We start from the raw sequence: 25181 nt of genomic DNA on the forward strand, positions 1-25181 counted from the left end.
AAAGGTGCATCACATTAACGTTTTTTTGCTGATAATGTGTATAACTGCCAGGTTAGTGGAAAAAGGTTCAAGAATTACGGAATAAAAAAACTCGCCAAACTATGGCGAGTTTTGCTTTTTTTAAATAGCTATAATAAAAAGAATGAGATTTTTGATAAAAATATAGAGAGAAGCAACTTAAAACGGAACTCTTTATTTCTAATAAACGACCTTTTTCATTATTAATAACAAATGGATTTCTTGTTATTTAGCTTATTCTTAAATTATGCTTGATTTCATTTACTCATTTTTGGTCCCGAATAAATTTAACAGCATTTAATCCAATCATTTGTGCCGGAATAGCAGTATTGCCATCAGGTAAAATGGGGGAAATAGAAAGATCGGCGACTTTCAGGTTCTTGGTACCAAAGACATTTAGATATCCATCTACAACGCCGTCACGAATACTTCTGCCCATCCTGCATTGACCTCCGAAGTGGAAGATATTGCGATATGAAGCCCTTACGTAACTTTCTAATTTTTTACGCTGTTCTTCTTTATTGCTTATCTCAAAGATCTTTTCAGGTGGGTAAACAATTTTGTAAATGCCTTCAGGGTCTAGTTCACGTGCTTTCTTCATAATGTTATAGCTCTCAATATACTGATCAACCATGAAATCTAAGTCATCCGGGTCTCCAAGCGGATTAAGGTCGATGGTAGGATAAGCTTCAGGATCGCTGTGTGCAGCCAATATAGTCCCTCTGCTTTTTGGATTTAGGTCAAAAAGTCCAATGCTCATAATATTGCTCTTCTTTTTAGGATCAAAACCCCAATTATTAGCAAGTACATCTTGAGTAGGGAGAAACGTTGGTGTTGAGGATCCATATATTTGTAGGCGGCGACCTCCACTTCTTCCGTCTCCTTTAAAAGCACCCAGTGGAAATGGATTGTCTGGATCTGCAGACATGAGGTCTAAAATTCGCTTGGTATTAACTTCCACTCCCATTCCGATTGTAAAATGGGCTTGAAAGTTGTGCCCTACATTGGGGCTGTTTATAACTGTTTCAATACCCGCTCTAGCCAGGTCATCTGGGTTCCCAATTCCAGAACGTTGTAAAATAACAGAGGAAAAATTACCTGCACTAATAATAATCCCCTTTTTAGCGTATGCTGTATTTGTTTTACCGTTTCTGACAAATTCAACACCCACGGCAACTTGAATTGTTCCATCTTGCTCTAATAGAATTTTATTCACTGTTGTTTTGGTGAAAATAACCAAATTCCTACTTCCAACTCCAACTTCATCTGGATGGAACTCATTTCCTGGTGTTACAATTTTTCTATTTAAATATCCTGTGGCAGTAGATGAGCGAACGAAGTGTCCATTCACTTCCTTATTTAAAAATTGTGATTTAAAAAATGTACAATCCCTTATGCCAGTATTGTAATCCTCAACTATGGGAATATCTAATACATCTGATGCTGCTTTTGCTAACGTTATGGTTAGCCCATCTTCGGGAATAGTTTGCTGTCTGACAAAAATGGGTCCGCTTCTTCCGCGTTCTTCGGGTTCTTGGGTTTCTCCTCTATATGTTTCATTTTTTATGAATAAAGAACTGACATTGTTATAACTCCATTGAGTTCCAACTAAGCGCGCCCACTCATCATAAAGTTCACTGCTTCCCCGTACTGCATACATGGCATTATGCTCAGAGCTTCCCCCAATAGTTCTGCCGCTTGATATTCTTAGCTGCTGATTCCCAATAGCTGGCTGTACATTTGTAAGCATATTAAAGGAATGCCTATTATCGGAAGCCAAAATCCCTGATACCGCACCAGAAGGACTGCTTAGCTCTTTAACCATATTTGTTCCTGGTTCAAGGACAATTACAGAGTTTGTTATGTCATCCGATAATTTTTTTGCAATTACTCCACCAGCAGTTCCAGCCCCGATTACAATATAATCAAAGGTATTCTTCGGAAACATTACATCATTCCTTTCAAAGTCCAAAAAGTCTGATTAAAAATCCTTATATAGTATGTATGACGAATATCTATGTTTGGGTGAATGCCCAGTTCATTTCCCTACCTCTGATTCCTTGACGTCTGTTGCCAATTTAATCTATAAATGGGCGGGCGAAATTTTTAATAATAAATAGTAACAAACTAATCAGTTTATTTTTATTGTATAAGGACTAGTTTGTGAAGGACTTCACTTAACAAACGGGGTGCGTTAGTTCAACAAGCTACAAAAAATGGATATTAAAAAACGGCTCAGTATGTGAACTGAACCGTTTTATGTTTTGGATGCAACAACAGATACAAAAAGCTGTACAAATTAGGCTACATTTTCAATTGCATTTTTGGACGGTTAGCCTCTTGTTTTGCTATTTCTGAAATTAATTAATGTATGTTTCAGCATTATAATTATGAATCGCTACTCTTAAGAAAAATGTATATAAGCTAATATTTATTGCACATTTCTAAAGTTATCCTTGCTTCACTAACGGGGCAGGTTAATATAAAAAGGATTCTTGATTGAAAGTGAAGAATATTAAATAAAATCATCTGAAATTTTTAGAGGATAAGTTTAAAAATAATATCAATCTGGTTGAGGCGAAAATTGTTTATAAGATTTCCGCACACAGAAAAAAGGTTACCGTTGAGAATATGGAAAAATAGGTTAAAATGCAGTTGGTACACCATTATGATCATTTCGCATTTAGCTGCTGACCAAAAAGGTTTAGGCAGTGTGCTATCGGGTATATGTTTACTTAAAAGTTCTTGCCTTTCAGAATACACTAAAAAATAGTAGCTTGTAACGACAAGGAGTTGAGATTATGAAATTACTACTTACATCTGCAGGCATCAATAACAAAAGCATACGTGACGCGCTGGTTGACATGCTGGACAAGCCAATCGCCGAATCCAACGCTCTGTGCATCCCCACAGCGATGTACGGACACCCCTGGGTCGGCCCCGGCGTCAAAGCCTGGGAGTTCATCAGCGGGAAAGAAGAAAATCCCATGGTCGACCTGGGCTGGAAGTCCGTCGGCGTGTTGGAGCTCACAGCACTGCCAAGCATCGACAAAGACCGCTGGGTGCCGCTGGTCCGGGAGACGGACGTCCTGTTGGTTTCGGGCGGCGACGCCCTCTACCTGTGCCATTGGATGCGGCAATCCGGGCTGGCAGACCTCTTGCCGTCGCTGCACGCAGTCTATGTGGGAATGAGTGCTGGGAGCATGGTGATGGCACCTAACATCGGGGACTTCTTCGTTGGCTGGACTCCACCCAACGGTGGTGATGAAACGCTGGGACTTGTCGATTTTGCCATATTCCCGCATTTGGATCACGAGATGCTGCCGTATAACACAATGGTTAATGCAGAGAGATGGGCAGCCGGAATGCAGGGGTTGGCGTATGCAATTGATGATCAAACCGCCATCAAAGTGATCGACGGAGAGGTCGAAGTTGTCACCGAAGGGCATTGGAAACTGTTTTCGCACTGATATTACTCCGCCGCTAAACATATCAAAAAACTTAAGCGAGATTCTTGTGATGAAAATATGATTTCACTTGACTGGGTCTTCTATTACCCTTTAACAGATTACTAAATCACTAGGACATTTCCAAATGAATATTTTGGGTCTTATATCCATTGACATTCAATCCCTATATGTTATCTTTTACTTATAACAACGAAATGGACACAGTTACTGACGACAAATGTGGAAATGACCACAAGGAAGCTGTGTTTTATATATGTCGGGTCGTCTGGGCAGAGATAAGGATTATCATCCTTATCTCTTTTTTATTACATTTTTTCAGGAGGGCTTGTTATGGAAAAAATCATTTTGGATGGAAATGTAGTTGCGGCAGAAATTAAGGAAGGCTTGAAAGCTCGAATTGAAGTTTTAAAAAATAATGGTATTACACCATGCCTCGCAACGATTTTAGTTGGTGATAATCCCGCTTCAGAAACCTATGTAAGAATGAAAGGAAATGCTTGCAAAAGACTGGGCATGGAGTCCATTCGCGTGCAATTACCCGAAGAAACACGGACATTAGAGCTGATCGAAAAAATTAAAGAGTTAAATAACGATCCCGCTGTTCATGGCATTCTTTTGCAGCATCCGGTTCCGTCGCATATTGATGAACGTGCCGCGTTTGAAGCCATTGATATTCGCAAAGATGTAGACGGTGTCACAAGTGCAGGGTTTGGACAGACGGCATTAGGGTTTGGAGAATATCCCTCCTGTACTCCCGCTGCCATTATGAAAATGTTAGAATTCTACCAGATTCCAATTGAGGGTAAACATGCGGTGGTAGTGGGCAGGAGCCCTATCTTAGGAAAACCTGTTTCCGCGCTGCTTCTTAATGCCAATGCGACCGTTACGACATGCCATTCAAAAACAGCCAATTTACCTGAAATCTTAAAGCAGGCGGATATTGTTGTTGCGGCGGTTGGCCGGCCTAAATTTATTCAGGGAAGCTGGTTAAAGCAGGGTTCAGTTGTATTAGACGCAGGTTATAACAAAGGCAATGTTGGGGATATTGATTATGACACATGTTTCGAAGCGGCAAGTGCCATCACTCCTGTTCCTGGCGGGATCGGACCTATCACCATTGCGACCTTGTTGAAACATACAGTTGATTCTGCAGAAAAAATGTCGATTTAAGACACCATATGTTTAAACTGTAAATTAACAATATACATGATACGTAAAAACGCTCAGACTTTCTGAGCGTTTTTTGGCGAAGTGGTAAGCTTTAACACCCATTAGCAAAATTTCAGATATTTCCCGGGAATTTGTTGAAATTTGAAGAATAATGAATCCGACTATTCGAAACAAAGGAATATCTTTGTGATATCGTCTAGGGGCATGTCTATATCGGGTGCCGCTATAAAGCCCCGATTTCGGATTGATAATGATACGGGGATTGCTGTTTTTTTAAATCGCATACACAAGATTTTGGCTTTCCTTTCAAACAGCTATATTTCATCCATACTCCTTTTTTTACTTGCTTAGTAGAGAAAACCTGTTTATTCGATGGATATCATGTCGCATATCGGACCCCTACCTTATTAAAGTATGAAGGTATTAAATATAATTGTACCTATATCGCCCGGCGATACGAAACAAGAATAAGAACCGATAGATCCTTACGCATTACTGTTCATTAAGTATTTTGAGGAAGATGTAACAATTTCGGATTGAAAAAGATACGGGGAATGCCTTTTTATTTAATCACATACACATTTAGCTCAAAGATTTGGTCATCCTCTCGAACAGCTAGTGTTGCATCCATACTCATTTTTCACTTGTTTGATAGAGAAAAACTGTTTATTCGATAGTGATCAATACGCATATCGGACCCCTATCTTATTAAATTATAAAGGGCCTAAATCTGATTTGTTCCTGTATCGCCCAGCGATACGAAACAAGAATAAGTGCCGATAGATCCTTACGCATACTGTTCATTAACTATTTTGAGGAAGATGTAGCAATTTCGGATTGAAAAGAATACGGGGTTTGCCTTTTTATTAAATCGTATACACATTTAGATCAAAGTTTTGGTCATCCTTTTAAATAGCTAATGTTTCATCCATACTCTTTTTTCACTTGCTTGTAGAGAAAACCTGTTTATTCGATGGATATCATGTCGCATATTGGACCCTTATATTATTAAATTATGAAGGTCCTAAATTTAATTATTCGTGTATCGCCCCGCGATACGAAACAAGAATAAGATCAGATACATCCTTACGCTTTAATCGTTCATTAAGTATTTTAAGGAAGATGTATCACATGCACCTTCATCAAAAATTTGCTTTCACATAACACTGTTAAATAAAAAACTTAAATAGTCACCTTATTTTTGGAATATGAAAAAAAGCCTCTCCAATATCCCTTTAGGTTTTTGAATCGCTTCCTCTAAACGTTTATTAAAATCATTTTGTGAATGCCATTCTTTTTTCTGTTCATCACGCATATTTTGTATTTCTATTTGTAAGAATTCGTTCATTTGTTTTTCTTGTTGAAGTAATGTTTCATAATCGGTCCTTTGTTGTTCCGCTAATTTTTCAATTTTAACTTGAGTTTTTTGCGCCGAATTTGCAATATTAGAACTTATACTATGATGATCTTGTTGTAACCGAGAAACCGCCGTTTTAAGTTGTGACATATCGTTTGTCAGTTGAACGTTCATTTCACGTGTGGCTGCGAGTTCATTGACTAAAAACCTTAATACCTCTTTTAATTGATTGGGGTCTTCGGGTAAATTTTCATATGTATCGGATACCGCTATTTGTGTTTCATTGAATCGCTCTAATCTTTCTTTTTGTTGATATACAAGTTCTTTAGCTGTATCGTCTAGGGGCTTGTCTGTATCGCGCAACGATATAAGCGCTTCAAGGTCGGATTGAACAAAGATACGCCGATCGCCATCTTTTAAAAACTCATATCCATTTCGCTCTAAGATTTGGCCATACTTTCGAACCGTGGGTGTTGCAATCCCCACTTCTTCTGCCACTTCCTTAGAAGAGAAAGCTCTTTCATTCGGTTGTATATCACGTCTCATATCGGCCCTCCTATTCTATTACATTATGAAAGTTTTTTGGTTTATTTCAAGTATATCGCCCAGCGATACAAAACACAATATACTCCTTTCTAGAGGAACTCTATTAAGGAAGACACTTGTCTTTGATTGAGTTCTCTAACGCTTCAGCACCCTTTATCTACAGAACATCTTTTTAACCTTATTCAAGTCGTGTATTTTGTTTAAATGCATATCGCTGAGATAGATCTCCACTATTTTTCTTTTTGTTAAAACGCCAAGCCTTTTGCAGCATCGTCTAGGCGTTTATCCGTATCGCGTGACGCTACATAACGTATTTACAACTCATTTTTTAATATTTACGAAGGTTTTTGGATGCTTTTTTAAGTCATATCGCCCAGCGATACAAAACACAAAGCAGATCTTTCATCCATATGGTTATGAAACTCCAAGTCCATCTAGGTCTTTATTAAGCATCGAAATATTCAGATTTTATAACCGAAAAATCATTATTAAGTTTAGTTCGACAAAGACCCGGCACGCTCCAGTACCGGGTCTCCACACTACAAGAAATTTATTTTTCAAAAATTAATTTAAAATGATAACCTTAACGGTTCTTCTGCCCCAAAGTCTTGCTTCTGCACTGTTTGGCTTAAGAACGTCGATGCGGTGGCCTTTGATGGCGCCGCCAGTGTCTCCGGCAATCGCTTCACCGTAGCCCTCCACCCATACGCGCGAACCAAGCGGGATAACAGACGGATCGACTGCAATCAATTTCATATTTGGATTGGCCTCGATGTTGTAACCCAATTTCGTTATTGAGCCTGAATCTTCATGGCTGTAAGCAGTTGCTGTTACGTAAAGTTCTTTACCGCTAATACCTGCACTTGAGGTATTCTGAGCTGGTGCTGGTGCTGATGCCGCGCGGGCGTTCGCCTGCTCCTGGGCAATTGCCGCTTGAATACCAGCCATTTGTGATTGGACTTTTGCTTTGTCTTGCTCAGCAAGGGCCAATTGTTGCGTGATTTGATTATATTTATCCTGCATGGCAGTTAGAACTTCCTGACGCTTCTGCAGGTTTTGGTCTAATTCAGCTTGCTTATTGGCAAGAACGGTTTGCTGCTCCATTAAAACCTGTTCCTGCTTATCGATTTCCTTTTTATCGTCTTCAATTTTCTGAAGGTCTGCCTTTTGGGCGTTTAAAATATCCTTGTCAGCATCCATCAATGTTGAGACAGCGCTCGCACGCTTAATGAAATCAGAGATGCTGTCAGATTCTAAGAATACGTTCATGACGATATTGAAATTGTCAGTTTGCTGCATGGCCACGGCCCGTTTTTTCATAATTTCTTTACGGCCGAGGATTTTATCCTCCAATGCAACAATTTCTTCTTTCTTTTGTTCAATCAGCTTGTTCACTTCGTCGATTTTGGCTTGAGTTTGGGCCATTTCATCTTTGTTTTTTGTAATAAAAGCATATATTGAATCGAGTTCTTTCTGAATTCCTTGTATTTCATTATTAACAGCTTGCTGTTCTTGTTTCTGCTGATTTACAATTTGTTGTTTTTCCTGGAGCTGCTGTTGAGCATTGCGAAGTGCTTCACTGCTTGTTTGTGCATATGTAACCATTGTGCCTGATGCGTATGTAGCGATTGTAAGTACTACTAGCAAAATACGCTTGATCGTGGATTGCATATACTCCCCTCCTATTAATCTATTTATAACAGACAAACTTACCAGTTATGTTACAAAAATATTAAAAGAATGTCACAAATCGACTTAAAATGGATAAAAATGGATGTTTTGTGGCAAAAAAGTGCCAGGGATCTATAAAATGGATATTATTTGGTAAATGGTGGATAGCGGTGTCAAGATGTTGATGTCAGGCACCGCGCGTGGACATTTGTCCGTGGAGGGTGGACACTTCCGTTGAGGTGTAAGCTCTGTATCGGGGTTGAAAATTACCTTTTTTAAAAATTTACCCGTCGATTTCGTGAGTTTACTCGTCAAAGATAAGGTTTTACTCGCCAACTTTTAACTTTTACTCGCCGAATTTCAAGATTTACTCGCCGCCCCCTATCTCACTACCTAAAAAGCCAGGCGTCCAGCCTGGCTCAGGTATTTTTTCAATTACCTTTTTGGAGCGATTACCATTTATTTGGATATACTTTCCGATTTAATACGTTTACTTTCCAAATGGAGGTGATTACTTTCCACTTTTATCATTTTTCTTCTGCTTTTTGGCCAAATACTTACCAAAACATTTGATTTACTTTCCAAACATAATTTTCAGAGGGAACCCCACCTCAAAAAGCCAGGCGTCCAGCCTGGCTCAGGTATTTTTTCAATTACCTTTTTGGAGTAGTTTCCATTTATTTGGATATACTTTCCGATTTAATACGTTTACTTTCCAAATGGAGGTGATTACTTTCCACTTTTATCATTTTTCTTCTGCTTTTTGGCCAAATACTTACCAATAAATTTGATTTACTTTCTAAACTTAATTTTCAGAGGGAACCCACCTCAAAAAGCCAGGCGTCCAGCCTGGCTCAGGTATTTTTTCAATTACCTTTTTGGAGTAGTTTCCATTTATTTGGATATACTTTCCGATTTGATAAGTTTACTTTCCAAATGAGGGTGATTACTTTCCACTTTCATCATTTTCCTTCTGATTTCTGGTCAAATACTTACCAATAAATTTGATTTACTTTCCAAACTTACTTTTCAGAGGGGACCCACCTCAAAAAGCCAGGCGTCCAGCCTGGCTCAGGTATTTTTCCAATTACCTTTTTGGGGTGATTACCATTTATTTGGATATACTTTCCGACTTGATGAGTTTACTTTCCAAATGGAGGTGATTACTTTCCACTTTTATCATTTTTCTTCTGACTTCTTGTCAAATACTTACCAATAAATTTGATTTACTTTCTAAACTTAATTTTCAGAGGGGACCCACCTCAAAAAGCCAGGCGTCCAGCCTGGCTTTATCAGGAATCACTATAGGTGGTCCAACCATAAACTACAACTTTCTAAGTATTATTGCTTGTAGTTTAAAACCATCACCTCGCACGTTTTCTTCTCCCAATTTCTTTTTCACCGACTCAGTGCGCCATTTTTTCCTTATTAATAGACTTGTTTTTTCAAACGGGAAATACTGAAGGGCTGCCACTTTCGTTCCTTTAACCAAAACAAAGTGACTAAGAATCTCATAGATTTCCTCCTCTAGGATTTCATTTTCACCTAATAGAATCTGTATTTTACTTTCGTTGTATATTATTTGGAAGTCTTGATCACAGAAATCAATGGTCATTTTCCCACCGTTTTCAAGGGGGATATATTGGTATAAGGGGTTCATAGTTGTGTGAGATAACTGAAATGAAAGCATAAATACGTCAGTAAAATTAGGTTTTCTTTTTAATCGCCACTCCTTGCAGCTAATTTGTTCACCCACTATTACTAAAAATGTTTTTTCCATGAATGACCTCCAGATTTGACATATATCTACATCGTTTCATATTATTCGACAATAATATTGATTTTCCTTTTCAGCAAAGCTGAGAAAATCACATTTTTTAACCACAGTGGAAGCTTTCTTTTCACGTCACTCCATGTAAAGGATACGTACATTTAGACTAGGGGGGCTTTTTTTCGTAATCATAAAGGAAGGATTTAATAAAATCGAAGAAGCCGCTGACACGAGGTCAGCGGCTTCTATTTAAAAAAACAGGGGGTTTTGCTATTAGTATGGCCAAATTATAGGTTTTTATACCAATTTCCATCACACAAAAAAATTCCGGCAAAACAATGCCGGAATCCCAAAAATGAGGCGGTTCAGGAGAAATGTTTGATTCTCTTTTTCAACGGGGGCAGTTCGAGGAAATTGGTTGAGAATCGTGACCGACAAACTTTTCTTGAGAAGCAGGCAGTGGCGCCGCTGCCTGCATTTACTTGTATCAAAATCTCCGCCAAATTGTGCCGCCTACGAGTAAATCCGAATTGGGCTGCGCTCCCTTTTTTCCTCCTGCTGTTCCTTGATCAGCCATTCAAGCTGGCTGACCCGCACCTGCAGGCTGTCGACCTTTTGATTGGCCTTACCAACCATTTTTATTAACGTTTCGAGTAACTGTTCAAGGTTGTGGACGTATTCTTCTTCATGAGCACCCAAGGTGAGCTCCTCCTTTTTTCCACCTTAAAATGGTAATGCTGCAGCAACCGATTCTGCTGTTGGGGCAGGCCCAGGTGCAGCAGCTTGGGACTGGCCTGCTGCCCCCGAAGTTCCGGATGCCGCGGCGGAGCTTTGTCCAGAGGGATTCCCCCCTTGCCCATTTCCCTGACCCGAACCAGACATCGAAGATCCAGCTCTAGATTCCCCAGCCCCGGCCCCTTGTGGCTTCGTACTCAAAAATCGAATCGTTTCCGCCACAACCTCCGTTACATATACCCTTTTTCCATCCCGCCCTTCATAATTGCGGGTTTGCAGCCGGCCGGTGATCCCGACGACCGCCCCTTTTCGACAATATTTGTACGTGTTTTCTGCGGCATTCCGCCATAGGGTGCACTGAACAAAGTCTGTATCAAATTCGCCATTGTGGTTGCGGAAGTTTCGGTTTACCGCCAGGGTAATGTGTGCCACCGGCGTTCCCTCCGCCGTTTGATTCAAATCCGGGTCCCTCGTCAAGCGGCCGACTAACGTTACTTGATTAATCAAGGTATCATCTCCTCCAACGTTTGATGATTTCATCTTAGACCCGGGCCAAAGCAAAGTAAAATTACGATACGACCCGTATCGAGGTCGCTTTTTCTCGAAAAAGCCATTTTTTAGGGGATTTTTGTCACGGATGGGGTCAATTTTTTACAAATAAATTAAAAATCCTATTTCGGTCAAATATTTTTCGACATTTGCTTCTTTTTTGCGTATGTTATAATTAGGTAAAAAAGAAACAGGAGGTTATGGATGAAGACGTTTAAATTATTCTCGCTGGAAGTTGTGGAAAATGACAAATCGGTTGAAGTTCCGCTCGAGGACGGCCTGATTCTCAACAAAGAAGATGAACGCTCCACTTGGCTGATTGAGGCCTACACCTCTGATCTCTCCCTGTATGATTATTTTAAAAAAATCTCTGAGCAAAACCGCGAAGTCATTGTCGAGGCTGTTATTACGAAGAAAGAAAACACCCCCGCCTATTTTCAAACGAAAATCGCAAAACTGACGAAATTCGAAAAACACGCAAGCGTTCTGTTTTTAGGCCACCTGCGCCGCAACAAAAGCGACTATTCTGAGCTTCTGCTCGACAGCCTCATCCAAAAAGGCTTGTCAGGCGAAGCCCTTCTTGCCGAATTTAAGGATAAAATGAAGAGCAAGCCAAAGCTGAAGGTCAAGAATACGTAAAACTTATACCAGTCTTCGGGCTGGTTTTTTCTTGGAAAAATTTCTTGCTTTCTCGACAAATCCTCTCCATACTATTGGTAGATGGGGAAATTTGGAAGGAGGGGCGGAAGAAAGAGATGGGTTGGACTAGTTGGATTGTTAATGTCATAATTGCGATTTTTTTAGCTGTGGACGCGCCAAAGCGCGGCAAGCGGCCGTGGCTGTGGGCGATTTTGGGATTTTTATTTGGGGCCATCGCGCTTGGAATTTATTTAATTCAAACTGGCCGAAAGGTGCTTGGCTGGATTATCACAATTTTGGCCATCTTTGTTTATATTTTGGTGATCATTTTTGCTTTTCTCGCAGCAGCTTTAATGATGACGGGATTTTCTTAAATGAAAACTCGCCGATTGGCGAGTCCGTTAGGACGAAGACAGAGGCGTAGTTGAATTTATGCGTTAAGAAAGTATAAAATTTGGAAAAATTTTGTGCCTTCTTATTAGCTAAAAAAAGGGGACAAGGCCCGCGCTGCCGCCTGTCCCCTTTTCCTTTATTCGTCTTTGTTGTCTCTGTCGCGGCGGTCGATATCATCCTCGATAATATCTTCCTGCTTCGTGTTGTTGTCCTTAATCAAGTCCTTGTCATGCGGTGTGTTCTTGTCCTCAGACTCAGGGTAATGGTTGCTTCGATCCAACGGATTGTCATTTAAATCGTTGTTCAACCGGTTGTTCAGCCTGTTACCGCGATCGTTCAAGTCATTTCGATTGTCCAGGTCGTTCCGATCCATATTGTCATTCAAATCGTTATCAACCCTCGGCGGCGGCGGATTGATGTCATTTCTGTCATTATCAGTATTACAGCCAACCAGCATCATCGCCGACAGAACAGAACCGGTGAGCAGCGTAAACAGCTTCTTCTTCAAGCAAAAAACTCCTTTCAACTTTCATGTTATTGCCTAACACTTATAGCTTTCCCGTTGTTTATTAAAATTTGAATGGCATTTTTTTGCATGCAAAAAAGGCAGAGGGGCGACCCTCTGCCTTTACTCGTCAGTTCTGCGGTTTTACTCGCCAACTTTAAAGATTTACTCGCCTCTTTTTGACTTTTACTCGTCTAATTGCGGGATTTACTCGCCTAAAATCTACTCGCCAAACCCCACTCACGCCCCCAATTTATTCCTTCTTTTCCCCAAGCGCAAAGGTAATTTCCGCTTCGCAAGCGATTTCGCCATCAACGGTTGCCACGGCTTTCCCCTTGCCAATTGGCCCGCGTAAACGCACCATTTCCACCTCAAGGCGCAGTTGGTCGCCCGGCTTTACTTGCTTTTTGAAGCGGCAGTTATCTATCCCTGCAAAAAATGCCAACCGGCCACGGTTTTCTTCTTTTTTCAAAACGGCAACAGCCCCGACCTGCGCGAGTGCTTCAACAATTAAAACCCCAGGCATGACTGGATAATCCGGAAAATGGCCGTTGAAAAACTCTTCATTGGCGGAAACATTTTTAATGCCGACCGCTCTTTTTCCCTCTTCCACCTCTAAAATTCGATCCACCAACAAAAACGGATAGCGGTGCGGGATAATTTCTTTGATTTCATTAATATCAAGCATTTTGTATTAGTACCTCCTACTAGGAACAGATATTTATTTTCTATTGTACTATTTGTGATATGTAAAAGGGAAGGGCTATGCCCTTCCCGCTTTATTTTTTATCAATTAAATCTTGAATATGTGTCCAAGTGGATTGCTTAAAAACATCTGCTGCATTGCCGCCGCCAAGAATTCCATAACCGACTGCCGCCCCAGCTATAAGGCTGACAAATATAAACACCACCAAGAGTACGAGACGAAGCCAGATTGGAATAAGCCGCACTCTGACGCGGGCATGGCTCTGCGGATCTGCTTCCGTTGTTTTCTTTTCTTTAGACGCGGCTCCGTCCGCCTTTTGCAGGGTATCTGTATTTGTCTTTTTATATTCCTCTCGCGATTGAAATTGCTGTTGTTCTACATTATTTAATGACATTTTAAATTCCCCTTTGAATCCCGCCGATCCTTTTTGAAGGATTTTGCCAAACAGCCAACACAGGATTAGAGTTAATACATATTATAACCATTTTAAAGCCACACACGATGCTCATTTTATTCTATTATAAAAAATTATTCATGATTATACATTAACTTTTTGCAAGAAAAAGTAAATTGATGTAAAAAAGGCGCAGAAAATGGGGACATGCTACGGTACTGAGGGTGTTTTTTGGAAGGGGATTTCCAATACTTTCTGATTTTGAGGATTTACTTTCCGATATGGGAATTTACTTTCCATTTTTGATATATTTCTTCCCTATTTTTGAGGTTTACTTCCATTTTTGCCCCCATTACTTTCCTATCAATTTTTAAATGAGTGAGGTACGAGGACCGTCCCCATGCCTCACAATGGGTGACACACGATGAACCGTTCCCATGCATCAAAAAAGCCCAATGACCGAGGCTTGTCCAGCCCTTATCATTAGACTTTTGGATACTGGTAAGAAGTCTTACCACATTTGAAATTATTATCCTAGCTTACGGCCTGGAATTCGGTCGATGTTATCAAGCATGATGCCTGTTCCGATGGCAACGCAGTCCATTGGATTTTCGGCTACTAAAACAGGTACCTTCAGCTCTTCTGCAAGCAGCATGTCGATGCCGTGAAGAAGTGCGCCGCCGCCTGTTAAAATCACGCCACGGTCGATGATATCTGCTGAAAGCTCAGGTGGTGTGCGCTCAAGAACGCTTTTTGCAGCCTGAACAATAACGGACACAGATTCGCGCAATGATTGCTCGATTTCTTCCGAACGAACGGTGATCGTGCGCGGCAGACCACTGACCATGTCACGGCCGCGAATTTCCATTTCCTCTGAACGAGAGCCTGGGAAGACCGTACCGATGTTGATTTTGATATTCTCAGCTGTACGTTCACCGATCAACAGCTTGTACTCGCGCTTGATGTGATTCAAGATTTCCATGTCGAACTTGTCGCCGGCCATTTTGATGGAGGAAGAAGTCACGATATCGCCCATTGACAGAACGGCCACATCCGTCGTTCCTCCCCCGATATCCACTACCATGTTCCCGCTTGGCTGGAAGATATCCATGCCCGCGCCAATCGCGGCCACTTTTGGCTCTTCTTCAAGATAAATCTTTTTCCCGCCGCTTTTTTCGGCAGCTTCCTTGATTGCCTTTTGCTCAACGCTCGTGATGTTCGTCGGGCAGCAAATCAGAATGCGCGGCTTTGATAAAAAGCCTTTTACGTTTAGTTTATTAATAAAATGCTTCAGCATTGCTTCTGTTACATCAAAGTCTGCAATTACGCCGTCCTTTAACGGGCGAATTGCGACGATGTTACCTGGTGTACGTCCAACCATGCGGCGCGCTTCTTCGCCGACCGCCAAAACCCGGTTAGTGTTTCTGTCGATTGCAACTACGGAAGGCTCGTTTAATACGATGCCGCGGCCCTTCACGTGGATCAGCACGTTTGCTGTTCCTAAATCAATCCCAATATCCCTTGCAAACATTCTCTTTCCTTTCCTCCTCAAGACGGATTCCTTCTACCTAATTGTCTATTCTATCACATTCATTAAAATATCCATAACATTTTAAAACAATCAATGTATTTTTTTGCTGAATGCTGTCGGAATCGGAAATTCTTTGAGAAGGTGTGCCATTTTTTTGTAAAAAAAAGAAATGGTGTCTGGCACCAGTTCTTTAATGGGCATTCATTTTTTGAAAAAATCTCTGCTTATTTAACAGCCTCCCCTTCTTTTTCTTCTTTCTGATACTTCATTTTGGTCGCCTCGCCGCCCCTTAAGTGACGAATGGATTTATGATAATCTAGAATTTCTTTCACTTCGTTTGCAAGCTCAGGATTAATTTCAGGTAGTCTCTCTGTTAGATCCTTATGGACTGTAGATTTGGATACGCCAAACTCCTTCGCAATGACGCGAACTGTTTTCCTCGTCTCCACGATATACTTCCCAATCTTGATAGTCCTCTCTTTGATGTAATCGTGCACACTCTCGCCCTCCCTAAATTGGATGTGAGACGTGTGAAATGAGACCCGCTTATCACTATGACTGAATACTGCTTCCGTGCGAGCTGCTGACTGGCACATGTTTGCGCTTACGTGAAATTTGAAATGACCACAAACGTGAACAGCGTCCACGGATGGCGTCAGGCACCAAATTTCGCCCCTGCCTGTCACACGGCAGAAAGTTAAAGTTATCACTTTCTGTTCATACGATGAATAATCATGTCCCCGGCTGGATACCCGCTAACTTCAAACGACACCTCACCTCAAACACTCTCTTTGTATAAAGGTTTGTAACATTGTATTAGCTTGGATACGGGTTTATGCACAAAATACACAAACGGGACAAGGTAATGAATTATTTTTAGAAAATTCAAAAACTTGGTGTTTTTTCGACATTTATGCAAAAAGCCCCAAAGCCGCGCCACGTCAACAGTCTTTGTGGAAATAATCGTGATCCGCTCGTTATTTCCCGAGAAATTTGTCGGATGAAAAATATATGTGTTTTATTGTTTGTGTTGTGAAAATACGGGTTTTTGGTAAGAAAACATTGAAATGTGGTAGGTGAAATTGAAAAATATGTAGGCTGTTTTAAGTTTTCAGGTAGTGTCCGATATATTGGGGCGTTTCCCTTTTTTTAATATTATATAATGTGGGTATGTTATTTAAGAAAGGATTTTTACAACGGTGACACCTTTTACGGAAAGAGTTATTTCGATTATAAAAAATATCCCCACGGGGAGGGTCATGACCTATGGACAAATTGCGAGGCTCGCAGGAAGTCCCCGTGCTGCTCGTCAGGTCGTCCGCATCCTCCACTCGATGAGCAGGAAACACCGCTTGCCCTGGCACAGGGTCGTCAACGCCCAAGGGAAAATCGCCCTGCAGGATGACGAGGGGTACAATGAACAATGGCTGTCGCTCGAGGCCGAGGACGTGGCAGTGGGTTTAAATGGAGTTATTGATTTGGAAAAATATCAGTGGCATCCGGAGACCTTCTAGCGCGCGAATTCTTCGTGAAAAATGGGGTTGGAAAGTAAATTAGGTATTTTGGAAAGTTACCTTTTTTGGGGTGGCTTAGTTGCTCGAGATGGGGATTGGCGAGTAAATCTTGATATCAGGCGAGTAAACTTCAAAAGGGTGCGAGTAAATCCTATCTTTTGACGAGTAAAAACCTAGATCCGGCGAGTAAATTTTAAAAAGGATTATTATGTTACCTGAGCCAGGCTCGCCGCCTGGCTTTTTATATGAAAAATAAGTTTGGAAAGTAATTCAGCTATTAAGGTAAGTATCTGATTAATAATGTAAGTAAAATCATGATTGTTGAAAGTATTTCTCCCCATTTGGAAAGTAACCGCACCAAATCGGAAAGTATTTCTCCCCATTTGGAAAGTAACCGCACCAAATCGGAAAGTATATCCAAATAAATGGTAATCACACCAAAAAAGGTAATTGAAAAGGTACCTTTTTTGGTTGGTTCAGCAGCTTGAGATGGGGCTTGGCGAGTAAATCTTGAAATCTGGCGAGTAAACTTCAAAAGGGTGCGAGTAAATCCTATCTTTTGACGAGTAAAAACCCAAATCCTGCGAGTAAATTTTAAATATTACCTAAGCCAGGCTCGCCGCCTGGCTTTTTAAGATGAATTCCCTCTAAAAATAAGTTTGGAAAGTAAATCAGGCTTTATGGTAAGTATTTGGCTAAAAAGTGTAAGTAAAATCATGATTGTGGAAAGTATTTCTCCCCATTTGGAAAGTAACCGCACCAAATCGGTAAGTATATCCAAATAAATGGTAATCACACCAAAAAGGTAATTTTAAAAGGTACCTTTTTGGTTGGTTCAGCAGCTCGGGATGGGGCATGGCGAGTAAATCTTGAAATCTGGCGAGTAAACTTCAAAAGGTGGCGAGTAAATCCTATCTTTTGACGAGTAAAAACCCAAATCCGGCGAGTAAATTTTAAAAAGGATTATTATGTTATCTGAGCCAGACTCGCCGCCTGGCTTTTTTATTTGAAAAATAAGTTAGGAAAGTAAATCAGGCATTATGGTAAGTATTTGGCTAATAAGTGTAAGTAAAATCATGATTGTGGAAAGTATTTCTCCCCATTTGGAAAGTAACCACACCAAATCGGAAAGTATATCCAAATAAATGGTAATCACACCAAAAAGGTCATAGAAAAGGTACCTTTTTTGGGATGGTTCAGCCGCTCGGGATGGGGATTGGCGAGTAAATCTTGAAATCTGGCGAGTAAACCTCAAAAGGTGGCGAGAAAATCCTAATTTTCCGCGAGTAAACCAACAAACAAAGCCAGTAAATTTTAAAAAAAGGTAATTTTCAATGGCCACAGCGCTCCCAAACGAGGATTTCTCCCACAAAAAAACACCCAGCCCCCAGGCCAGGTGTTCCAAACACAATCTTATTTCCATTTCATATATATATTCTTCACCATTTTCACCGGAATTCCCGAGCCGCCCCGGTCTTTTACGTTCTCGACCATCATGGCTACCATCAGATTCGGCGAATTGACATTCCAGCCGATAAACCAGCCATTCTCGAGACCGGTTTCGCCCTGTTTCTGCTTGAATTCCGCTGTTCCCGTTTTTCCGGCTAGCGGCTTATCGGCCATTTCCGCAGCGTGTGCAGTCCCGCTTGCATCACCGACGACCTTGCGCAGGTCCGCTGCAATCAGTCCGGCGTTTTCTGGAGAAACCACGCCTTCCTTCAACACCTGTCCACGCTTCTCTTCATCGAGCAAAATCGGCTTAATCATATTGCCATTATTGATAAATGGCGTATAGGTGCTCAGCAAATGAACGATGCTCATCTGCACCTGCCCCTGGCCGTAGCCTGAGTCAGCAAGTGCAATGTCGCTGTCCAGAGCACCAATTTTTGAAGTTTCAAGCGGATAAGCGAACGGCAGCTGTTCCTCAAAGCCGAACTTTTTCAAGCCATCTGAAAAGCTATCTTTCCCCATTTTTAATGCTGCTTGTGCAAAATAAATGTTATCCGAGAACACCAACGCTTTTTCCAAATTGATTGGGCTGCCCTCGTGCACCCGGGTCACGAAATAGCCGCCCCAGGACGCATCCTTCTGCCATTTCGGCCCTAGGATCTGTACGCCCTCGTCCGGCTTAATTGCGCCGTTTGCGAGCCCCACAGCTGCCGTAATCGGCTTCATCACCGAACCAGGCGCAAATGCCTGTTTAAAGCGCGTTAACAGCGGCTGGCGGGCGTCATCCTGAAGCGCCTTCCATTCGTCCGCCGAGAAACCTAGCGCGGCCTGATTCGGGTCAAATGACGGGCTGCTGACGAGTGCCAGCGTTTCCCCTGTCACCGGGTTCATCGCAGCCGCTGTTCCGACCTCGCCAGCCGGAACACCAGCTCCAGCCGTCCCAGAGCCACTAGCACCTGCTCCACCGGCCATCTCGGCATACACCACCGCCTGCAAATCCGCATCAATGGTCAGCTTAACATTTTTTCCATCAACAACCGGCTTTTCAGCGAGCACTTCCTCGCCCCCGGCCTGCTTCTTAATCACGATCTTCACGCCGCTCTGGCCCTTTAACTGCTCATCCAGCACCTGCTCCAGTCCGCGCTTTCCAATCACATCGCGGCTCGTGTAGCCCTTGTCCTTCCGCTTTTCCAGCTCATCCGCGGTAATCTGCCCGACATAGCCAATCAGCTGCGCCGCGGCCTCCTTGTACGGATAGATCCGTGCATCCACCTTGCGCGTCTTCACCGGCTCAAGCGCCACCAACTGGGCAATCCGCTCAGAATCGTCCATCGACACTTTCTTCAAAGGCACAAACATCCCTGGTTGTACCCAACTCGCCTTCAACGCCTTATCAATGGAATCCGGCGTCATTTTCAACAAAGAAGCCAGCTGCTCCATCACTGGCGCTGATATATCGCCGGCCGATACGCCCACCTCGTACACCTGTCCGTTCACAGCCAGCCCCGTGCCGTTCCGGTCAACGATTTCGCCCCGTTTCGCCGGCACCGTGCTCAAGCTCAGCTTGTCGCCCTCCTGCATTTTTGGAAAAATGAATCCCGGATTCCAGTCCACAAACCAGTTTTCCTTATCATCCCTGCTTTCCTTTTTCAACAGGGCTTCCTGGGTGAAATTAATCGGTCCCGCAACACTATTCATTTTGGCACTAAAAGAATACTTGGCTTGTTCCTTATCCTTCTGTTTATCTTCTTTCGGTTTCTTAAAGTCAATCTTGAGGTCCGTAATCTGCAAATCATCGTAGATTTTCTTGTAGCGGTTCGTAAAGTCTTCTTTGGAGATTTTCTTTTTGGCATCATTGGAAAGGTAATTATACATGTCAGCAAACTTTTGCTTATTCCATAACGCTATGTACTCCGAGAGTCGATCCTGCGGGGTCGGCTCCTTGCTGCAGCTGGCCAAAAGAATCCCCAGCACCACCGCAAGCAAAAGCATGGCAACTTTTTTCAAGGTAAAGCCCTCCTTTTTTTCCCATTTTAACATAACACCGGCGCCATTCTAACCTATATGCTTGGACCCTAAATCTAGCACAAAAAAGCCGTCCAAGCCTCTTAATCGTGACAAATCTCCCAGATTTTTTTATAAAACATTAACGCTTTATTCATAATTTGTTCATATCTCCGGGGTAAGATAAGAGTGTGAAAAGGACAATCTTAGTCATACTTTTTCATAACCCCCCCTTTTAATATATCGTGTTGGATCCGGCAATCGGCCGGGTCCTATTTTTTTGAATCTGGCAGGCAGCCGGATTCTTTTTTTTTTGAAAAAAAACGCAAAAAAAAAGAGGAAGCATTCCCCTTCCCCTTAACTTACAGTTGCTATATTAAGAATTTGTCTTTTCTTTTGAGTTAGTGGACTCGTCTTCTTTGGTCTTGCCGTCGTCCGTTTTATCATCGGAAGACTGGTCGCCTGTGCCAGCTGGGTCCTCCAACTCCTGCTGCTTTTTTTCACTAGGAGTTTGAATGGATTCCTTGCTGTTTGAAGGAGTCGCTTCTTCTAAAGTGCTTACTGGTTTGTCAATATACTTACTAGGGTTAACCGCGACGCCATCTTTACGAATTTCAAAATGGACGTGTGTTCCAGCTTTTTCATTGAACATGCTTTGCCCAGCCTTGGCAAGAACATCTCCCTGTTTCACCTTGTCGCCAACTTCAACATTAATGTCTTTCACGGACTGATATTGTGTTACAATACCTTTGTCGTGTTCAATTTCGATGACATTTCCAAGCACCGCGTCCTCTTCAACACGAGTGACAGTTCCGCTGAGTGATGCTAATACATCAAACGTTTCGCCGTCCTTCGTGGTGATGTCGACACCTGTATTTGGGTTGTATGTGTTTTCGTAGAATACTAATGCGGCTTCCTGGTCTTCAGCTTTCGCATTGAAATCATAGAACTTTGTCTTGATCACGGCTGATGCTGCATCCTTCACCGGCATTTTGACGTTTTCTAAAGCAGTGTTAACTTCAACTGCAGGCGGGTTGGTCTTCTTGCCAGTGATATCAGTAGACTTGTAATCGTATTTGTCTGAGTCTCCTGCACTGGATTGGTACCAAAGAACACCTGTTAAAATGATTGCTGCACTTGCGATATAGATGGCTGGAAATACCCAACGCTTCTTGAAAAAGCGTTTAACGCTGGAACTTTGAGAAGATCGTTTGTTTTCTTCCTCTCTCATTTTCATCACCTCAGCAATCATTCTGAACAGATAACTAGAATTATATACACTAGTCTGAAAAAAATTTTATTTTTTGTAACTGTCTGGGTTTTTATGCATCTTTTTGAAAAATTTTTAGGGGGAATTGTTTCATGAACGTCTTAAAATGGGTGCTGCGGGTCCTGCCCGTGCTTTATATGGCAGCCATCTTTATTCAATCGAGCCTGCCGTCGGACCACTTCGTGCGCCTGCCTGATTCGGAAATTGACCATACTATTAAAGAATCACTGCATTTAATAGAGTTTGCGATTTTATATGTATTACTCGTCCTCGCGTGTTTGACGTTTAGGCGCGGTGACGCTGACCAGCGCAGCAATGCGGTTGCCGGTTTCCGTTTTACGCCAGGCTGGAACTTGTCCTGTGCCCTGTTTGCGGCCTTCTACGGCATCAGTGACGAAATCCACCAATCCTTCTACCCCTACCGGTCCGCGTCGTTTTTTGACCTGTTTAAGGACTTCCTCGGCATCAGCGTCTGTTATTACTTTATTCGCGGCGCGCTGTTTAAGGGTAAGTTTGCGGGGCTGGCGAAGCTTCTCGCCCGCGTTCGGTCTGTTTCTTAAAACCACTGCTGGTTGGCGGTGGTTTTTTTATTGTAATACCGGATGATGGTAAACTCGGTCTTTAAATGTACCACTATGGGGGAAATCTGCGGTCGTTAGAAAATGGCTGGCCACTCTTATGGAATCAATTTGGAGAAACTCTCTTAGCTCAGAATTTGTGATGGTCGGTTTTATTAATAAGAAATAATCGTAGATAGCTTGAATATGGGCAGTTTTCGATTTAGCGTTACACTTTGGGCAACACCAGGTTCCGGAATGATAAATCATCGGCAGAAAGCGGCAATCGGGGCACTTCACACCAGTGAGGATTTCTTTAGGAGACAGGTGAAATTGTTTTAATATATCGGGATTATCGGGAGTGTGCTTCGATAGTAGTAATTTATTTACCTTTTTTAAATCCTTAGAGCTTAGCTTCTCTATCTTATGAAATTCTTTAATTTGTTCTATTTTTTCTATTAAAAATTCACTATTACATACATTCCGGAGAATCTCTTCGTTCCCGTGCTCCGCTGTAATCAGCGTTTTTTCATTACTGTTTACAAAAAGATAATGGATTGGAAAGTTTGGAAAATGGCGCTCTAGCAGCCACCCGTTTAGCTTTCGCGCCTGGAGCTTAGCCTGCAGCACCGGATTCTTTATGCGTTCCTCCTGGCCATTTTTTCGCCAAAAAGCTTGATTTAACTCTCTTTTAAAATGAATCTCCCCGCTCCTGTTTTTCACTTCCAGTGCCAGGCCAAACATCGCACACAGTAGTAAGATGTCAATTTGAAAGTAATACTTTCCATAAAGCAAGCGAATATCGTGGTATATTTGATAGTCGGCCTCGGGAAGCATGCTCAAATAAAAGTCCACGGATTTCTCGCCATGATACCCAGCCATCCTATTTTTATATTCGTGAACCATATCCGGCCAATCGGGATGATTTGGATCCATCCTTCCCTCATAAAGTGCTAGTAATTTCTTGATTCGCAATGACATTTCACAAGGTTTTGCAAACAATCGGACCACTCCTTTCAATTTGCACTTACATTTCCTCCTTTGCTTGCCAATTTCCTGCAAAAATCGACACGAACTTTTGAACTTTTTATGGCGTTTTAACCGATTAAGTCTGGCCCCGAGGTATTTATTATTGATCCTTTTTCGGGCCTTTTCCATTTATTTGGATATACTTTCCGAAATGGTGTGAATACTTACTGTTTTAGTGCACTTACTTTCCACTTTATCGTTTTACTTACACTTTTTGATCAAATACTTTCCAATTTTCCTCTTTTACTTTCCAAGCACTTTATAGAGCAGCATTCCCCTTCCAAGCGCCAACCCGAGACAGCTAAAAAGCCAGGCGGCGAGCCTGGCCAAGGTATCTTTTCAATTACCTTTTTTGGTAAATTTCCATTTATTTGGATATACTTTCCGATTTGGTGTGAATACTTACCGATTTGGCGCACTTACTTTCCACTTTATCGTTTTACTTACAATTTTTGATCAATTACTTTCCAATTTTCCTCTTTTACTTTCCAAGCACTTTATAGAGCAGTATTCCCCCTTCCAAGCGCCAACCCGAGACAGCTAAAAAGCCAGGCGGTGAGCCTGGCCTAGGTATCTTTTCTATTACTTTTTTGGGAAAGTTTCCATTTATTTGGACATACTTTCCGAAATGGTGTGAATACTTACTGATTTAGCGCACTTACTTTCTCTTTTTCGATTTTACTTACACTTTTGGTAAAATACTTTCCAAATTTCCTCTTTTACTTTCCAAGCACTTTATTGAGCAGCATTCCCCTTCCAAGCACCAACCCGAGACAGCTAAAAAGCCAGGCGGCGAGCCTGGCCAGGTATCTTTTCAATTACTTTTTCGGGAAAGTTTCCATTTATTTGGATATACTTTCCGATTTGGTGTGAATACTTACCGGTTTAGCGCACTTACTTTCCACTTTATCGTTTTACTTACACTTTTTGATTAAATACTTTCCAAAATTCCTCTTTTACTTTCCAAGCACTTTATAGAGCAGTATTCCCCCTTCCAAGCGACAACCCGAGACAGCTAAAAAGCCAGGCGGCGAGCCTGGCCCAAGTATCTTTTCAATTACTTTTTTAGGAAATTTCCATTTATTTGGATATACTTTCCAAAATGGTGTGAATACTTACCGGTTTAGCGCACTTACTTTCCACATTATCGATTTTACTTACACTTTTTGATCAAATACTTTCCAAATTTCCTCTTTTACTTTCCAAGCACTTTATAGAGCAGTATTCCCCTTCCAAGCGCCAACCCAAAACAGCCAAAAAGCCAGGCGGTGAGCCTGGCCAGGTATCTTTTCAATTACTATTTTGGGAAAATTTCCATTTATTTGGATATACTTTCCGAAATGGTGTGAATACTTACCGGTTTAGCGCACTTACTTTCCACATTATCGATTTTACTTACACTTTTTGATCAAATACTTTCCAAATTTCCTCTTTTACTTTCCAAGCACTTTATAGAGCAGTATTCCCCTTCCAAGCGCCAACCCGAGAAAGCTAAAAAGCCAGGCGGTGAGCCTGGCCCAGGTATCTTTTCAACTACTTTTTCGGGAAAATTTCCATTTATTTGGACATACTTTCCGAAATGGTGTGAATACTTACTGATTTAGCGCACTTACTTTCCACTTTATCGTTTTACTTACACTTTTTGATCAAATACTTTCCAATTTTCCTCTTTTACTTTCCAAGCACTTTAAAGTGCAGTATTCCCCTTCCAAGCGCCAACTCGAGACAGCTAAAAAGCCAGGCGGTGAGCCTGGCCCAGGTATCTTTTCAATTACTTTTTTGGGGAATTTTCCATTTATTTGGACATACTTTCCGAAATGGTGTGAATACTTACTGATTTAGCGCACTTACTTTCCACTTTATCGATTTTACTTACACTTTTTGATCAAATACTTTCCAATTT

At 41.7% G+C, this 25181-nt stretch carries 21 protein-coding genes and 1 riboswitch; of the genes, 6 read left to right on the forward strand and 15 right to left on the reverse strand.

The features are described from left to right. Positions 1-283: 283 nt before the first annotated feature. Positions 284-1966 (reverse strand): GMC family oxidoreductase, encoded by a 1683-nt coding sequence (locus ACZ5AE_RS27450; protein WP_464567964.1) that lies wholly within the window; start codon positions 1964-1966, stop codon positions 284-286. Positions 1967-2819: 853 nt separating this feature from the next. Here ACZ5AE_RS27450 and ACZ5AE_RS27455 point away from each other — a divergent pair. Together ACZ5AE_RS27455 and ACZ5AE_RS27460 are read left to right on the forward strand one after the other, a co-directional pair. Beyond that, complete coding sequence (locus ACZ5AE_RS27455) at positions 2820-3488, forward strand: Type 1 glutamine amidotransferase-like domain-containing protein (RefSeq protein WP_464567966.1); 669 nt, start codon at positions 2820-2822, stop codon at positions 3486-3488. Between the two features lie 193 nt (positions 3489-3681). Next, a riboswitch (ZMP/ZTP riboswitch) is annotated at positions 3682-3766 on the forward strand. Between the two features lie 52 nt (positions 3767-3818). Next, positions 3819-4658: a bifunctional 5,10-methylenetetrahydrofolate dehydrogenase/5,10-methenyltetrahydrofolate cyclohydrolase gene (locus ACZ5AE_RS27460; protein WP_464567968.1), complete on the forward strand. Its 840-nt coding sequence runs from the start codon at positions 3819-3821 to the stop codon at positions 4656-4658. Positions 4659-5853: 1195 nt separating this feature from the next. On the opposite strand, the gene ACZ5AE_RS27465 is transcribed toward ACZ5AE_RS27460, so the two are convergent. From ACZ5AE_RS27465 to ACZ5AE_RS27485, 5 genes are all read right to left on the reverse strand, one after another. Beyond that, a complete protein-coding gene (locus tag ACZ5AE_RS27465) occupies positions 5854-6561 on the reverse strand; it encodes a hypothetical protein (protein WP_464567970.1) in 708 nt (235 codons plus the stop codon). 564 nt (positions 6562-7125) lie between these two features. Then, complete coding sequence (locus ACZ5AE_RS27470) at positions 7126-8232, reverse strand: PcsB-like coiled-coil domain-containing protein (RefSeq protein WP_464567972.1); 1107 nt, start codon at positions 8230-8232, stop codon at positions 7126-7128. A gap of 1324 nt (positions 8233-9556) precedes the next feature. Further along, on the reverse strand, positions 9557-10012 hold the full coding sequence (locus tag ACZ5AE_RS27475) for a hypothetical protein (protein ID WP_464567974.1): 456 nt from the start codon (positions 10010-10012) through the stop codon (positions 9557-9559). 504 nt (positions 10013-10516) lie between these two features. Continuing rightward, on the reverse strand, positions 10517-10702 hold the full coding sequence (locus ACZ5AE_RS27480; RefSeq protein WP_464567976.1) for a hypothetical protein: 186 nt from the start codon (positions 10700-10702) through the stop codon (positions 10517-10519). 24 nt (positions 10703-10726) lie between these two features. After that, the gene (locus tag ACZ5AE_RS27485) at positions 10727-11245 is read right to left on the reverse strand and encodes a single-stranded DNA-binding protein (RefSeq protein ID WP_464567978.1); all 519 of its coding nucleotides are present in this window, start codon (positions 11243-11245) and stop codon (positions 10727-10729) included. Positions 11246-11491: 246 nt separating this feature from the next. On the opposite strand from ACZ5AE_RS27485, the gene ACZ5AE_RS27490 reads away from it, so the two are divergent. After that, entirely contained in the window at positions 11492-11926 is a 435-nt protein-coding gene (locus ACZ5AE_RS27490; protein WP_464567980.1) for a YwpF family protein, read from the forward strand. A 116-nt stretch (positions 11927-12042) separates the two neighbouring features. Then, positions 12043-12300, forward strand: coding sequence for a hypothetical protein (locus tag ACZ5AE_RS27495; protein ID WP_464567982.1), 258 nt, complete (start codon positions 12043-12045; stop codon positions 12298-12300). 155 nt (positions 12301-12455) lie between these two features. On the opposite strand, the gene ACZ5AE_RS27500 is transcribed toward ACZ5AE_RS27495, so the two are convergent. The 5 genes from ACZ5AE_RS27500 to spoIIID form a co-directional block, all read right to left on the reverse strand. After that, positions 12456-12779, reverse strand: a complete 324-nt coding sequence (locus tag ACZ5AE_RS27500; protein ID WP_464567984.1) for a hypothetical protein — start codon at positions 12777-12779, stop codon at positions 12456-12458. 298 nt (positions 12780-13077) lie between these two features. Beyond that, positions 13078-13512 carry a 3-hydroxyacyl-ACP dehydratase FabZ gene (gene fabZ, locus ACZ5AE_RS27505; RefSeq protein ID WP_213117189.1) on the reverse strand — a complete coding sequence of 145 codons (435 nt, stop codon included), beginning with the start codon at positions 13510-13512 and terminating at the stop codon, positions 13078-13080. Between the two features lie 91 nt (positions 13513-13603). Continuing rightward, on the reverse strand, positions 13604-13924 hold the full coding sequence (locus ACZ5AE_RS27510) for a DNA-directed RNA polymerase subunit beta (protein WP_464567986.1): 321 nt from the start codon (positions 13922-13924) through the stop codon (positions 13604-13606). Positions 13925-14453: 529 nt separating this feature from the next. Continuing rightward, positions 14454-15455 carry a rod shape-determining protein MreB gene (mreB, locus tag ACZ5AE_RS27515; protein ID WP_464567988.1) on the reverse strand — a complete coding sequence of 334 codons (1002 nt, stop codon included), beginning with the start codon at positions 15453-15455 and terminating at the stop codon, positions 14454-14456. Between the two features lie 224 nt (positions 15456-15679). After that, positions 15680-15952, reverse strand: a complete 273-nt coding sequence (gene spoIIID / locus ACZ5AE_RS27520) for a sporulation transcriptional regulator SpoIIID (RefSeq protein ID WP_007086083.1) — start codon at positions 15950-15952, stop codon at positions 15680-15682. A gap of 702 nt (positions 15953-16654) precedes the next feature. On the opposite strand from spoIIID, the gene ACZ5AE_RS27525 reads away from it, so the two are divergent. After that, on the forward strand, positions 16655-16969 hold the full coding sequence (locus ACZ5AE_RS27525) for an MGMT family protein (RefSeq protein ID WP_464567991.1): 315 nt from the start codon (positions 16655-16657) through the stop codon (positions 16967-16969). 1018 nt (positions 16970-17987) lie between these two features. On the opposite strand, the gene ACZ5AE_RS27530 is transcribed toward ACZ5AE_RS27525, so the two are convergent. The 3 genes from ACZ5AE_RS27530 to ACZ5AE_RS27540 all read right to left on the reverse strand — a co-directional run bounded on the left by ACZ5AE_RS27530 (position 17988) and on the right by ACZ5AE_RS27540 (position 21653). Next, the gene (locus tag ACZ5AE_RS27530) at positions 17988-18311 is read right to left on the reverse strand and encodes a hypothetical protein (RefSeq protein WP_464567993.1); all 324 of its coding nucleotides are present in this window, start codon (positions 18309-18311) and stop codon (positions 17988-17990) included. 71 nt (positions 18312-18382) lie between these two features. After that, on the reverse strand, positions 18383-20425 hold the full coding sequence (locus ACZ5AE_RS27535; RefSeq protein WP_464567995.1) for a penicillin-binding transpeptidase domain-containing protein: 2043 nt from the start codon (positions 20423-20425) through the stop codon (positions 18383-18385). A gap of 373 nt (positions 20426-20798) precedes the next feature. Beyond that, positions 20799-21653 carry a peptidoglycan DD-metalloendopeptidase family protein gene (locus tag ACZ5AE_RS27540; RefSeq protein ID WP_464567997.1) on the reverse strand — a complete coding sequence of 285 codons (855 nt, stop codon included), beginning with the start codon at positions 21651-21653 and terminating at the stop codon, positions 20799-20801. A gap of 131 nt (positions 21654-21784) precedes the next feature. On the opposite strand from ACZ5AE_RS27540, the gene ACZ5AE_RS27545 reads away from it, so the two are divergent. Continuing rightward, a complete protein-coding gene (locus ACZ5AE_RS27545) occupies positions 21785-22252 on the forward strand; it encodes a VanZ family protein (protein ID WP_464567999.1) in 468 nt (155 codons plus the stop codon). A gap of 27 nt (positions 22253-22279) precedes the next feature. Here ACZ5AE_RS27545 and ACZ5AE_RS27550 read toward each other — a convergent pair whose 3' ends face one another. Next, positions 22280-23251 carry a nuclease-related domain-containing protein gene (locus ACZ5AE_RS27550; RefSeq protein ID WP_464568001.1) on the reverse strand — a complete coding sequence of 324 codons (972 nt, stop codon included), beginning with the start codon at positions 23249-23251 and terminating at the stop codon, positions 22280-22282. Positions 23252-25181 lie beyond the last annotated feature (1930 nt).

It is taken from the genome of Neobacillus sp. S1227, from assembly GCF_055385255.1.